The organism is Nocardia sp. GP40 (assembly GCF_050434125.1).
GTDB lineage: Bacteria > Actinomycetota > Actinomycetes > Mycobacteriales > Mycobacteriaceae > Nocardia > Nocardia albiluteola.
Genome location: NZ_JBNPVW010000008.1, coordinates 77,707 through 91,172, shown reverse-complemented (window position 1 = coordinate 91,172; position 13,466 = coordinate 77,707). Strand labels below are relative to the sequence as shown.

Annotated in this window: 11 protein-coding genes and 1 tRNA gene; 2 read left to right on the top strand and 10 right to left on the bottom strand. The window is 68.8% G+C overall.

Going from position 1 to position 13,466, the window contains the following annotated elements:
• The first annotated feature begins 175 nt into the window (after positions 1-175).
• Positions 176-248: transfer RNA gene (locus tag ABH933_RS24330), tRNA-Gly, on the top strand.
• A gap of 54 nt (positions 249-302) precedes the next feature.
• Here the strand turns inward: ABH933_RS24330 and ABH933_RS24325 are convergent.
• From ABH933_RS24325 to ABH933_RS24310, 4 genes are all read right to left on the bottom strand, one after another.
• Positions 303-2,201, bottom strand: coding sequence for a glycosyltransferase family 39 protein (locus ABH933_RS24325; protein ID WP_429421247.1), 1,899 nt, complete (start codon positions 2,199-2,201; stop codon positions 303-305).
• A 204-nt stretch (positions 2,202-2,405) separates the two neighbouring features.
• Positions 2,406-3,620 (bottom strand): DUF445 domain-containing protein, encoded by a 1,215-nt coding sequence (locus ABH933_RS24320; protein WP_429421249.1) that lies wholly within the window; start codon positions 3,618-3,620, stop codon positions 2,406-2,408.
• A 98-nt stretch (positions 3,621-3,718) separates the two neighbouring features.
• Positions 3,719-4,153: a nuclear transport factor 2 family protein gene (locus ABH933_RS24315; protein ID WP_429421251.1), complete on the bottom strand. Its 435-nt coding sequence runs from the start codon at positions 4,151-4,153 to the stop codon at positions 3,719-3,721.
• A 101-nt stretch (positions 4,154-4,254) separates the two neighbouring features.
• Entirely contained in the window at positions 4,255-5,652 is a 1,398-nt protein-coding gene (locus tag ABH933_RS24310) for an amidase (RefSeq protein ID WP_429421253.1), read from the bottom strand.
• A gap of 81 nt (positions 5,653-5,733) precedes the next feature.
• On the opposite strand from ABH933_RS24310, the gene ABH933_RS24305 reads away from it, so the two are divergent.
• Positions 5,734-6,357 carry a TetR/AcrR family transcriptional regulator gene (locus ABH933_RS24305; protein WP_429421255.1) on the top strand — a complete coding sequence of 208 codons (624 nt, stop codon included), beginning with the start codon at positions 5,734-5,736 and terminating at the stop codon, positions 6,355-6,357.
• 42 nt (positions 6,358-6,399) lie between these two features.
• On the opposite strand, the gene ABH933_RS24300 is transcribed toward ABH933_RS24305, so the two are convergent.
• From ABH933_RS24300 to fae, 6 genes are all read right to left on the bottom strand, one after another.
• A complete protein-coding gene (locus ABH933_RS24300) occupies positions 6,400-7,869 on the bottom strand; it encodes an NAD-dependent succinate-semialdehyde dehydrogenase (RefSeq protein ID WP_429421257.1) in 1,470 nt (489 codons plus the stop codon).
• 332 nt (positions 7,870-8,201) lie between these two features.
• Positions 8,202-9,389 (bottom strand): iron-containing alcohol dehydrogenase family protein, encoded by a 1,188-nt coding sequence (locus ABH933_RS24295; protein WP_429421258.1) that lies wholly within the window; start codon positions 9,387-9,389, stop codon positions 8,202-8,204.
• Positions 9,386-10,309: an NAD(P)-dependent oxidoreductase gene (locus tag ABH933_RS24290; RefSeq protein ID WP_429421260.1), complete on the bottom strand. Its 924-nt coding sequence runs from the start codon at positions 10,307-10,309 to the stop codon at positions 9,386-9,388. The genes ABH933_RS24295 and ABH933_RS24290 overlap by 4 nt, the downstream gene beginning before the upstream one ends.
• Positions 10,310-10,314: 5 nt before the next feature.
• Entirely contained in the window at positions 10,315-11,802 is a 1,488-nt protein-coding gene (locus tag ABH933_RS24285) for an aldehyde dehydrogenase (RefSeq protein WP_429421262.1), read from the bottom strand.
• Complete coding sequence (locus tag ABH933_RS24280; protein ID WP_429421263.1) at positions 11,790-12,896, bottom strand: mandelate racemase/muconate lactonizing enzyme family protein; 1,107 nt, start codon at positions 12,894-12,896, stop codon at positions 11,790-11,792. The genes ABH933_RS24285 and ABH933_RS24280 overlap by 13 nt, the downstream gene beginning before the upstream one ends.
• Complete coding sequence (gene fae / locus ABH933_RS24275; RefSeq protein WP_429421265.1) at positions 12,893-13,450, bottom strand: formaldehyde-activating enzyme; 558 nt, start codon at positions 13,448-13,450, stop codon at positions 12,893-12,895. The genes ABH933_RS24280 and fae overlap by 4 nt, the downstream gene beginning before the upstream one ends.
• Positions 13,451-13,466 lie beyond the last annotated feature (16 nt).

Genomic DNA, 13,466 nt, shown 5'->3' with positions numbered 1-13,466 from the left:
GCTGAGCATTGGTCCATCCTGTGCGGCCCCTGTGAGGACGGAGATCACATTTTCCCGTGTGGAAGGACGGTGTGCGTGGAGCGGCGGCCGGGCGCGCCATCCCCCGTCAACCTGGCGATTCGATATTTTCCCGTCCGGTGGGCTATCGTTTCTTCTCGTCGCGGGAACGCGATGTGCGGATGTAGCGCAGCTGGTAGCGCATCACCTTGCCAAGGTGAGGGTCGCGGGTTCGAATCCCGTCATCCGCTCACTCACACGAAACCCCCGCCCAGATTTTGGGCGGGGGTTTCGTCGTTTCAGGATCAGGCGGCAGGGGCGGTCAGATCGTAGACCGTGGTGCCGTCGATCGTCTCCGGGGTGAAATGCGCCTTGACCCAGGCGGTGATCTCATCGGACGCCTGACTGCCGCCGGCCGCGGCGCCGCCGCGCATGCCGCCCATCACCGTGGCCTCGATGTAGTAGTGGATCTTGTGTTGCGCCACAGAGGTTTCGAACTGCTGCAGCGTGGGAGCCGGGTCGGTGCCGTTGTAGCCGCCGATGGCCATGACCGGATCGCCGGTGGCCAACTGGTATCCGGCCGCATTGTCGGAGCCTGTGGTGGCGGCCACCCAGGTGTAGTCGCTCGCGTTCTTCTGCAGCGCCGCAACGACGTTCGTGCCGGGGGTGGAGCTGCCGAACATGCCTCCCGGGCCGCCGTGCCCGCCGGGCCGGCCCGCACCGTCCGGACCTGCCGACGGCATCGCGCCGCTGTGCGTGGTCCCCACGGTCGCAATCGAATACGCGGCGGGCGCGGCCAATCCGGTGGCAACCGCCAGCAGCAGCGCGACTGTCGCCATCGCCTTCGGCAGCCGATCGGCCACGAGCAACAGGACGCATCCGAGCACGGCGGACACGGCGATTACCGGCGCCAGCCACGGCAGCCAGTCGGAGGTGCGGCGCAGCAGTACCCAGGCCAGCCCAACGGTCACGGCCAGCGACCCCGCCAACACGATCCGGGAGCGAATATCGCTGCGGGACCGCCACATCAGCGCACCTCCGATCCCCGTCGAGCCGGCGATCGCGGGCGCCAGCGCCACCGTGTAGTAGGGATGCAGAATTCCGTTCGCGAAGCTGAACACGGCGCCGGTGACCAGCAGCCAGCCCAGCCACACCAGCAGCGCGGCCCGGGTCCGGTCCGTGCGCGGTGCCCGCCTGGTCACCCATAGCCCGGCCGCGCCCAGGAGCAGTGCCGCCGGTAGCAGCCACGCGATCTGGCCGCCCATCTGATCGCTGAACAGCCGGTTCCAGCCGACATCGAAGTTCGTATTGCCCAGGCCGCCGGTCTCATTGCCGGTCAGCCGGCCGACGCCGTTGTAGCCCAGCGCCAGTTCGAGCACGCTGTTGTGCTGCGAGCCGCCGATATAGGGCCGCGAACCCGCGGGCCACAGCGCGACCAGCGCCAGATACCAGCCCGCCGACACCGCCATCGCCACCGCCGCGGCCATCGTCTGCAGCAGCCGCTGCCGCCAGGGCCGCTGTGCCGCAACCAGATACACCACGACCAGGGCGGGCAGCACGAGGAACGCCTGCATCATCTTGGCCAGGAACCCCAGCCCGACGAAGGCGCCTGCGAGCGGCAACCACCATGCGGCAGAACTCTTTTCGACCGCGCGCAGCATGCAATACGCCGCGACGGTGAGCAGCAGCACCAGCAGCGCATCCGGATTGTCGTAGCGGAACATCAACGCCCCCACCGGAGTCAGCGCCAGCGCCGCCCCGGCCGCAATCCCCGCCCAGTGCCCGGCTGTGCTCATTATCCGCTCGCTGCGCTCGCTCACCCGCCGCACCGAGGCATACAGCACCGCGACCGCCGCCACCCCCTCCAGCGCCTGCGGAACGAGCAGACTCCATGCATTGAACCCGAACAGCCGCGCCGAGATGTCCATCACCCACAGCGCCCCCGGAGTTTTGTCCACGGTGATCGCGTTGGCCGCATCACTGGATCCGAACAGCATCGCCTTCCAGCTCGCCGACCCGGCCTGCACGGCTGCGGCATAGAACTGATTGGCCCACCCGCCGGCCCCTGGATCCCAGAGATACAACACCGCCGTCGCCGCCAACAGCGCCGCCAGCGTCGCCCGCCGCACCCACCGCGGATGCCCCGCCGAGGGCTCCGCAGGCTCCCGCACGTCCACCACAGGTTCCAGCAATGTCGAGGTCACACCCCCAGCCTGCGGACCTTCCGTGGTTCCCAGCTATGCCTCCCCTGTGCACTGCCTGTGAGCCCCAGCGTAAGTCTGTCGCCATCTCCGGTGGTTCGATGCGATCAAAGGTTCGGAACACTCGAGAGGGGAACGCGTGTCGGAGCTGGCAGTGCCAGCCGACTATTGGTGGCATTCCGTCGTGACCGGATGCTCCCGCGCTGGTCAGCTCAGCAGCAGGTGGACCTGTAGTTCGCCGACCAGGAAGCCCAGGATGCCGCCGATGGCCACCAGCTTCCACTCGTCCTGTTTGAAGGCCGGGCGCAGCAGGCCCTCGTACTCGTTGTCGGTCATCAGGCGGGTCTTCTCCACGACCAGGTTGCGCAGATCGAGGGTGCGCTTGGCGTGCTCCTCGAATCCGGCTGCGGCGCTGCGGATGTAGGCGATCATCTCCGGCGCCATGTCGCGTTTGAGGGCGGTGATGCTATCGCCGGCGACCAGGGTCACCAGCGGTCGCGCGGGTGCGGACTGGGCATCGATGAATTCGCCGATCCTCCGGGAGAGGATGGAGGTGAGGCGGTCCGCGCGATGGCCGTTCAGGACGGCCTCGAGCATCTTTGCCGGGGTGAGGATTTCGGTGGCGATCAGGTCGGCGTAGTCGTTGCAGACCTGTTCGCGGCGCCGGTGGAACAGGCCCTGCCACGGCACGATGCCCAGCAGTCGGCGCCGGTCGACCGGACGGAAGATCATCTGCAGCGCCAGCCAGTCCGTGGACAGGCCGGTGAGGCCGCCGAACAGCGGCATCAGCATGGGGGAGTGGGTGAATGCCCAGGTGAACATCTGCACGAAGCCCAGCACCGTGCCGAACAGCAGCCCCGAGCGCACGATGAAGCGCAGCTCGTGATGCCCCACGTGGCGCACCATCTTCACCAGCAGCGCCTTGTCGTTGACCAGGGTGCCGATGGCGATGGACCGCAGATCCATCACCTGGTCGAGGTTCAGGCGCAGGTCGGTGACGATGTCCTCGATCAGCTCGGGCACGTCCCGCTGCACGCGGGCGATCATGGCCGTGCGCGCGACCTGCGGCATGGTCACCCAGATCCGCGGTTCGTAGCGCATCATCAGCTGATCCACCATGCGCGCGATGGCGTCGTCCAGCGGTTCGCGCAGGGTGGTGGTGAGTTCGGCGACGTCGACGCGGCCTAGCACTTCCTTCGGGTCGATCAGCCGGGAGAACATCAGGTCGACCGCGATCGTCGCCATCCGGGGCGCCGCCTTCGGGATCACTCCCTGCCAGCCGAACCAGGGCCGGATGCCCACGAACTCGAGCGGGCGGCACAGCATCTCGACCGCAACCAGCTTGGTGGTCCAGCCGATGAGCGCCGCCACGACCGGTATGGAGCAGTAGAGCATCCAGTGCTGGAGGAAATCGGCGATCACGTGGCCGATCCGAGCCGGAAGAAGCTAGCGAAACCCACCGCGGAACTGTAACGGGTCGTGGATCTGGTCCGGCGCTGGGCCAGCGGTATCCGCGCCGCTCAGGCGGACGGTGCCACGAACATGTACCCCTTCTCCTCGACCCGCCGATGGATTCGCCACTGCCCCTCGACGCGCACGAACGTGTCCAGGTACCACAGCCCGCACAGCATCAGGCTCTGCTTGCCCTGCGCGTCCGCGACGAGCATCGGGTTGTGGCACATGGTGCGCGCGGTGGCGGTGTCGCCGTCGACGGCGATCGAGGAATTGCTGATCAGGTGTTGGAACGCCAGGAAATTCGGCAGCATGTCTGCCAGGAACTTCTTGGTGGTCGGCAGATCGCCCGCGGACCCGCCCATCGCGGTGTAGTCGATGTACGCATCGGCGGTGAACACCTCGTCCAGTAGATCCCACTGCCGGGTGTCCACCGCATGCGAATATCGCACCATCAGATCCTGGATCTCCATCCGGTCCGATATCTCCTGTAGCGACAACATGCTGACCTCCGGTGATGCGATGCGATGCGGAGTCCATGCCACCAGGAATCTCGTCCGCGCGGCAGCGGATTGGGCGAAATCGCGCGCCCGGGTACGCCGCGTCAGTCCTGGATTCGGGGGAACGGATGTTCCGCCTCGAGCAGGTATGCCAGCTCGATCAGGGTGCGTTCGTCGCCGTGCGCCGCGGACATGTGCACGCCGATCGGCAGACCCGCCTCGGTCCGGCCCATCGGCAGCGAGATCGCCGGGGTGCCCGCGATGTTGTTCAGGGGCGTGTAGCCGACGTAGTGCGTGAGGCGCTCGATCAATTCGGGGAACGGGACCGTCGGCGCGAGATGGCCCAGCGGCGGAGTCGTATGCGAAAGTACCGGCGAGACAACGACTTCGTGCCGCGCGAACATCCGCGCGTACGCGGCCGGAACTCGGCGCAGGCGCAGCAGCGCCCCCGGGGTGCGGTGCGGCGCCTGCCGGTGATGGGCCCGCAGGCCGCGCGACAGGCCGTCGGCGCGGGCGGCCTCGAACGACCGATCCAGGATCAGCTTCCCGGTGCTGATCGCGAGATCGGCCAGCAGCGCCCAGTATTGGACGAAGTCGGCCGCGAACTGCTCGGTGACCGGCAGCGCGATCGGCTCGACGATGTGACCGGCCTTTTCCAGCAGGGCCGCGGTGTGTTCGACGGCCGCCCGCGTCGGCGCGTCCACCTCGCCGCCGGTCACGCTGCGCAGCACGAGCCCCACGCGCAGCCGCCGCCGCGCCGGGCCGTGTACCTGTCCGATCGGTGGCAGCGCGGGGTTGCGCCAGTGATCCTCGGCCGCGGCGACGAATGCCGCGGTATCGCGGACGGTGCGGGTGAGCACGCCCTCCGAAATCATGTGCAGCGGAAGGTGTTTGACCTGCTCCCCGTCGATGTGGCGGCCGCGGCTGGGCTTGAGCCCGACGAGTCCGCCGCACGCCGCGGGGATGCGGATGGAACCGCCGCCGTCGTTCGCGTGCGCGATCGGCACCACACCCGAGGCGACGAGCGCGGCCGATCCGCCCGACGACGCGCCGATCGAATGATCGAGATTCCACGGGTTGCGGGCCGGCGATGCGGTCATGTACTCGGTGCTGGCGTTGAACCCGAATTCCGGCAGCCGCGACTTGCCGATCAGCGTCAGGCCGGTGCCGCGCAGGTGTTCGGTGTACGCGCCGTCCTTCGCGGCCGGGCGGGCGCGGAACGCCTCGCTGCCGTGGCCGGTCGGCAGGCCCGCGACGTCGGTGTTGTCCTTGACGAACGTCGGCACGCCGTCGAGAGCGGCGCCGGGGTGGGTGCTGTACCGGGGAGCGTCATAGATCGGGCTGATGACCGCGTTGAGCTGGGGATCGACCAGGCGGGCCCGCTCGATGGCCGCGGCGGCGAGCTCCTGGCGGCTCACCTTTCCGGCGCGGATCAATTCGGCGAGGGCTACCGCGTCGTGTTCGCCGAGGGCGTCGTCGCGAAAGGCGTGGATGGACGTCATAACGGCCAACCCTAGAAGAACTTACAGACTTTGCCCAGGGGAAAACTGTAAGAAATTACAGAGATGTTCTAGGGTGGGGATGTGACTGTGCGCCGCCATCGTCCCAGCGCCCAGGCGCGGCGTGAGGCGTTGCTCGAGGCCGTCGTCGAGGTGGTCGCGGCCGCCGGTGTGGCCGGGGTGACCCACCGCGCGGTGACCGAACGGGCCGGGCTGCCGCTGACCACCGTCGGGTACTTCTTCGACTCGATCAATGCGCTGATCGAGGAGGCGCTGCGCGTCTACACCGACGCCGACGCGCAGGCTCAGGTGCGGCTTGCCGAATCGCTCGCCGAGGTACACAGCACGCCCGACGAGGTCCTCGAGGCGCTGGCCTTCACCGCCGCGCCGCGCGATCCGGAAACGCTCGCGCTGTTCGAGGCGTATCTGCACGCCGCGCGGCATCCGGAATACCGAGATTCCGTCTCGCACGCGCTGACCGCCGCCCGGACGGTGGCCGTGGCCGGCGTGCGGGCAGCCGGCGGGCCGGATCCGGAGGGCGCCGCCGCGGCGTTCACCGCCCTGGCACACGGGATGGCATTGCACGAACTGGCCGTGCCGGGCGCGATTCCACCCGAGACGGCGCAGGCGGCGTTCCGGGCGCTGTTCCTCGGCTTCCTCGTCGATAACGGCCACGGCGAGCTGGCCATGGAACTGCGGCGGCGGTAGCGGCCCACACGCCCTCACCCGCGTGGGCCGCACGCTCCCGGCCTACAACTGGACGGCGAGATACTTCGTCTCGAGGTATTCCTCGATGCCGGTGGCACCGCCCTCACGCCCCAGGCCCGAGGCCTTGACCCCGCCGAACGGGCCGCCCGGATCCGACACCAGGCCGCGGTTCACTCCGACCATGCCGGACTCCAGGCCTTCGGCGAACCGCAGCGCGCGCGAGATGTCCCGCGTGTACACGTATCCGGCGAGGCCGTACTCGGTGGCGTTGGCGCGCTCGAGCGCCTGCGCCTCGGTGTCGAAGGTGGTGATCGCCGCGACCGGGCCGAAAATCTCCTCGCGCCCGATTCGCGCCGTCTCCGGCACATCGGTCAGCACGGTCGGCGCATAGAAGTAGCCCGCGCCGCTGGATGCCTTGCCGCCAACGCGAATTCGCGCGCCGTGGGCGACGGCATCGTCCACCAGTTCGGTCACCTTGTCCAGCTGCCTGGCATCGATGAGCGGCCCGACGGTGCTGGCCGGGTCGAAGGCGTCGCCGATGACCAGCTTCTCGAAACGCCGCACCAGCCGCTGCGTGAACTCCTCCGCGACGGCGCTGTGAACGAGGAATCGGTTTGCCGCGACACAGGATTCGCCCGCATTGCGCATCTTCGCCAGCATCGCGCCCTCGACCGCGGCATCCAGGTCCGCGTCGTCGAACACAATGAACGGCCCGTTACCGCCCAGCTCCATCGAGGTGCGCAGCACCCGATCCGCGGCCTGGTGCAACAGGATCGAGCCGACCCCGGTGGATCCGGTGAACGACACCTTGCGCAGCCGCGGATCGTCCATCAGCGCCTTGGACTGCGCCGCGGCGTCCAGCGTCGGCAGGTAATTCACCACGCCCGCGGGCATATTCAGCTCATCGAAGATCCGCATCAGCAGCGCCAGCGTCAGCGGCGTCTGCGGGGCGGGCTTGATCAGGCAGGTGCAGCCCGCCGCGAGCGCCGCGCCGATCTTGCGGGTCGCCATGGCCAGCGGGAAATTCCACGGGGTGATCAGCAGCGAGGGCCCGACCGGCTGCTTGGCCGTGACGATGCGATAGCCGCCGTTCGGCGCCGGGGCATACGACCCGGTCAGATGAGCGGCCTGCTCGGAGAACCAGCGCAGGAACTCCGCGCCGTAGGCCACCTCGCCGCGCGCCTCGGCCAGCGGCTTGCCCATCTCGAGGCTGATCAGCGCCGCGAAATCCTCGGTGCGCTCGATGATCCGATCGAACACCCTGCGCAGCAGCTCGGCGCGATACCGCGGTGTTGTTGCACCCCAGTCCTTCTGGGCGGCTTCGGCGGCGGTCAGCGCGTCCTGCGCATCGGCCACGCTCGCGTCGGCGACCTCGGTCAGCACCGTGCCGTCGGCGGGATTGTGCACGGGATAGTGTGCGCCCGTTGCAGATTCGCGCCAGCGGCCATTGATGTAGAGCCCGCGCGGCAGCTCCGCGACCAGGGCCAGGGCGGACTCACGGTCGTGAGCCATCACAGTTCTCCTTCTTTCGTCGGCTATCCAGCCGGGCGTTCGCACCCGGTGATCCGACACGGCCCGCGGGCGGTGTCGTCGTCGAGCGGTCCGGATCGTCGGTCCGCACATGCTGCTCGACTCTCAGCTTTCGTTGGCGCGCGGAACGATCGGATGACATGGTCCGGATCACGGCGTGAGATGTGGAACTCGTGGGTGATATCGCGGCCCGGGTTGGATGCGCTTTTGGCTCATGGGCTTTCGCCGGTCGCGGGAGCACATCGGATCGGACATCGGCCACACGGATGCCCTGATGGCAACAACATCGAGGCTTCCCGCGGTGCGGCTGTCGGTCATTGGTCCTTACCGGGGCTCCGGATGCTGGCCCGCAACAGCGCCGCCAATTGCTCGGCGCTGGGCCGCAGCGGGGTGTTGTTGGTGACCGCGTCCGCGAGGGTCTTGGTGACCAGGGTGTCGACGAGCTCCTCGCCCACGCCCAGCTCACCCAGGTTTGTGGGCAGGCCGACCGTGGCCGCGATCTCCTCGATCCGCTGCGCCGCGCGCGCACCGTCGCCGTCCAGATCCAGCACCCGGACCAGATCGGCGTACTTCGCCTGTGCCGCACCGGCTCCGAAGGCCAGCGCCGGGCCCGCGATCGAGGCCAGCGCGACGCCGTGCGGGGTGCCGGTGGTGGCGGTGATCGAATGCCCGATGCCGTGGACCAGGCCCAGTCCGCTCAGCGACAGCGCGCGCCCGGCCAGGTGCGAGCCGATCAGCATGCGGCTGCGGGCCTCGATATCGGAGCCGTCGGCCACCGCGTCGGCCAGGGCCGCGACGGTCAGCCGCAGCGATTCGGTGGCGTAGGCGCGTGAGAGCGAGGTAGCGCCCTGGGAAAGCAGCGATTCCGCGCCGTGGATGATCGCGTCGAAACCCGCCGCCGCGGTGACCTTCGCGGGCAGCCCGACCGTCAGCTCGGCGTCCAGGATCACCAGTTCGGGGGTCGTCGCGGCGGTGCCGATGTACACCTTGCGATGGTCGGCGCTCTCTATGACGCCGAAACCGTTGGTCTCCGCGCCGGTTCCGGCCGTGGTCGGGATGGCCGCCAGCGGTACCGTCGGGGCGTCGAATTCCTCGGAGCCGTCCAGCGATTCGGCCGACAGCGATGTGTGGGTCAGCAGCGCAACGGCTTTCGCCGCGTCCAGCGCCGAGCCGCCGCCGATCGCGACGACGAAATCGGCGCGGGCATCCCGCGCGACCGCGGTGGCCACGTCCAGCGAGGCGGTCGACGGGTTCGCGGGGATCTCGCTGTGGATCGTCACCGCCGGCCCCGCGGCGGTGATCGTCGCGGCGACGTCGTCCACCATGCCGGTCTTGCGCAGGCCCGGATCGGTGACGATCAGCACCCGCCGCGCGCCCCGCTCGTGCAGTAGCCCGCCCAGCCGCGCGACCGACCCGGCCCCGGCGATCACCTGGGTTCGGGTGGTGATGTCCCAGTTCTCGGCGTGCACCGAATGTGCGTAGCCGCAATGATGTTCGGTCATGCCGCCGCCTCCTGCGCCTCGGCCGGACGTAGCAGCAGCCCGGCGTAGTCCTCGGCCAGCCGCACCGGGATCATCTCTCCGGAGTCGGGGCCGTATTTCGCCAGCGCGGTGCGATATATCTGCTCGACGTGCGCCGATATCGGCGTCGGCACACCGACATCGCGGCCGAGGTCGATGGACAGGCCGAGATCCTTGCACGCCAGCTTCATCGCGAAGGACTCGTCGTAGTCGTCCGCGAAGATCGAGGGCAGATCGTTGGCCAGGAACGAACTCGCGGCAGGGCTGGCCAGCAGCGAGCGGTGCAGCACCTCGAGGTCGACCCCGGCCTTCACCCCGACGGTCAGCACCTCGGCCGCGGCGACCAGATGCGAGAACCACAGCTGGTTGATCATCAGCTTGACGGTGTATCCCGCGCCGAGCCCGCCGACGTGCAGCACCCGCTCGGGATCGCCCATCACCTCGAACAGCGGCCGCACCCGCTCGAGCACCGCGGTCTCGCCACCGACGAAGATCTGCAACATGCCCGAGGCGGCGCCCTTGGCCATCCCCGACACCGGCGCGTCGAGCCGGGACACCCCGCGCTCGGCCAGCAGGTCGTCCACTACGCGGGCGGCGGCCGGCGTGGAGGTGGACATGTCCACCCACACCGAGCCGGGGCGCAGCAGCGGACCCATTTCCCGGATCACGGCCTCGACCTGCGGCGGTCCGGGCAGCATGGTGATCACGACATCGCAGGCGGCGGCCAGCTCGGCGATCGAGTCGGCGCGCTCGGCACCGAGATCGACCAGGCGCTGCACGGCTTCGGGGTTGAGGTCGTGCACGAGCAGGCGATGCCCGGCGCGCACGAGGTTCGCGGACATGTGCCCGCCCATGTGGCCGAGGCCGATGAACCCGATGAGCGGGGTCGAATTCAGTGTCATCTCAGTTATTCCCAATTGATCCAGGTAGTCTTCAGTGCGGTGTAGGCGTCGAGGGCGTGCAGGGATTTGTCCCGCCCGAGTCCGGTCTCCTTGAAGCCGCCGAACGGGGTGATCACGCTCGATTCGTCGAAGGTGTTGACCCACACCGTCCCCGCGCGCAGCTGGCGCGAAACCCGGTGGGCGGCAGACAGATCGGTGGTCCATACCGAGGCGGCCAAGCCGTAGCGGGTGTCGTTGGCCAACGCCACGCCCTGCTCCTCGGTGGTGAAGGTGGTCACGGTCAGCACGGGCCCGAAGATCTCCTCCTGTGCGAGCACGGAATCGTTGTCCACCTCGGCGAAGATCGTCGGTTGCACGTAGTAGCCGCCGGATTCGGTGCGCACGCGGTTGCCACCGGTCACCAGGCGGGCGGTGCGGCGGCCCTGTTCCAGATAGCCGGTCACGCTGGCGAGCTGCTGCTCGTCGGCGATCGCACCGAACTGGGTGTTCTCGTCGAGCGGATCTCCCGGGACGAACGTCCTGGCCGCGAATTCGGTGATGCGCGTGACCAATTCGTCCGCGAGGGATTCGTGCACGATCAGGCGGGAACCGGCGTTGCAGGTCTGCCCGACGTTGTAATAGATGCCCCAGGCCACGGTTTCGGCGATGCGCTGAAGATCTCCGGCGCTGTCCAGCACCAGCTGCGGCGACTTGCCGCCCGCCTCGATGGCCACCTGCTTGCCGTTGGATTCCGCCGCGTACTGCTGGAAAAGCCGCCCCACCCGGGTGGACCCGGTGAAGGCGATCTTGTCCACGTCCAGGTGACGGCCCAGGGCCTGCCCGGCGGTCTCACCGAATCCGGTGACCACGTTCAGCACGCCGTCGGGGAGCCCGGCGCGCTGCGCGGCCTCGGCCAGTACCAGCGCCGAATGCGGGGACTGCTCGGCCGGTTTGAGCACGAAGGTGTTGCCCGCCGCCAGTGCGGGACCGATCTTCCAGGACGCGATCATCGACGGGTAGTTCCACGGCACGACCGCGCCGACCACGCCGAGCGGCTCGCGGGTGATGAGCGCCAGGCGCTTGGCGGGGGCCGGGGCGATCTCGTCGTAGGTCTTGTCGATGGCCTCGGCATACCAGCGGATCGTGTTCGCGGTGCCGGGTGCGTCGACGGCGAGGGTGTTGGCGATCGGCTTGCCGACATCCAGGGTCTCGGCCAGGGCGAGGCGCTCGGCGGCGCGCTCGATCTCCTCGGCGAACCGCAGCAGGTGCGCCTTGCGCACGGCCGGATCCAGCCCGGACCAGCGGCCGTCCTCGAACGCCTGGCGCGCGGCGAGCACCGCGGCGTCGATATCGGCGGCCTGCCCGGAGGCGACCACGCCCTGCAGGCGCCCGTCGATAGGGGAGTACTTCTCGAAGGTGCCGCCGTCGGCGGCATCGACGAACTTCCCGTCGATGAAGAGTTGATTCGGCAGGTCGGCGCGCTCGGCCCGCTCGTGCCAGTTCACAGTGCCCATCGGCGGCACGCCTCCTCGTCGAGTTCGAATCCGATCCCGGGTGCGTCGGGAACATGCAGGTAGCCCTCAGTATCGACCTCTACCGGGCGGGTCAGCATGAAGTCCCGGCGCTCGGGCGTCCAGCCCGGTGGATCGTAGGGGAATTCGAAGTACGGCCCCCCGCCGATTCCGGCGCTGACGTGCAGATTGGCCAGCACGCCGATGCCGTTGGTCCAGGAGTGCGGTGTGAAGCGGCGGTTCTTGGCGATGGCCAGCTCGCCCAGGGTCCGCGCGCGATGCATGCCGACCGCGAGCACCACGTCCATCTGGTAGATGTCCAGCACGTCGTGTTCGAGGTAGTCGATCACCTCGGGCAGCGAGGAGATCATCTCCCCGCCGGAGATCCGCATCCCGGTCTCGGCGCGCAGCCGCCGCAGGCCGTCGCGATCGACGTAGGGCAGCGGCTCCTCGACCCAGTACACGTCCAGGTCGCGGAACTGCTCGATGAGCCGGCGGGCGGTCACGTAGTCCGCGGGAACCTGGGTGTCCCCGGCCATCCGCCAGGACTGGTTGAGATCGACCATGATCTCCATCGTGTCGCCGACGGCCTCGCGCGCCGCGCGCACCGCGGCCAGGCCGGTACGCGAATCATGGGGATTCACACGGATTTTCATGGCCCGGAACCCGGCTTCGCGGATGGCCAGGGCGGATTCGGCGCGCTGCTCGGGCGTGCGCAGCTCACCGGTCGAGGCATACGCCAGGATCTTGCGTTCCGCGCCGCCGAACAGCTGTGCCACCGGCATGTTCGCGGCCTTGCCGATGATGTCCCACAGCGCGACCTCGAGCGGCCAGAAGCGCCCGGCGTGGAAGTTGATCGTCTCGATCCGCCGGACCTGCTCGATGATGTTCAGCGGATCGGTGCCGATGAACAGCTCCTCGTAGGCGGCGAAACCGTCCATGGTGTCGCCCGATCCGATGCCGACGATGCCCTCGTCGGTGTGCACCTCGACCAGGGTGGCATCGAAATGCCTGCGCGGCACGGGATCCCAGGCCGCGAAGAAGGGCGGATCGAGTTCCTGGCGTAGCTTTCGGGTACGAATCGCGGTGATTTTCATTTCGGGTCCTCCGGGGTGGTTTCGGTGCCGGGGGCGCCGCCGTCGGCCGGGGTGAAGAACGGATTGCCGATCTGCCCACGGGTTTTCAGCACGGTGTCGACGTCGGGGTACCGGGCCGCACCGTTGGCCAGCGCCGTCGCGGTCGCGAGGCGGTTGTTGCGGTAGACCGCCTCGGCGTCGTCGGCCTTGGGGTTGACCCAGACCGCGACGATCAGGCGCAGATCGGTGACCTCGTCGGGGGCGACGGTGCCCGCGGCGACCGCATCGGCCACGCCCGCGGCCACCCCGGCCTGCGCAGGGCCCCAGATCATTTCGCCGTGCCGGTCGTCGACCGGCGCGGCCTTGGAGACGAAGACGGTGAACGGCTGAACCGGCACACCGGGCCGCATGATCACCACGAAGCGTTCGTAACCCGCCGACGGGGTGGCCAGGCTGGTGGTCCACGCCGTTTCGGCGGCGCTGCCGCGCGGGCCGAGGACGGTATTGATGTGCGCCGCGTTGACGCCGGGATCGATGAACGATTCGCCGAGTTCGACACCGGTGTGCCGGGTCATGGCTGTCACCTCCGAA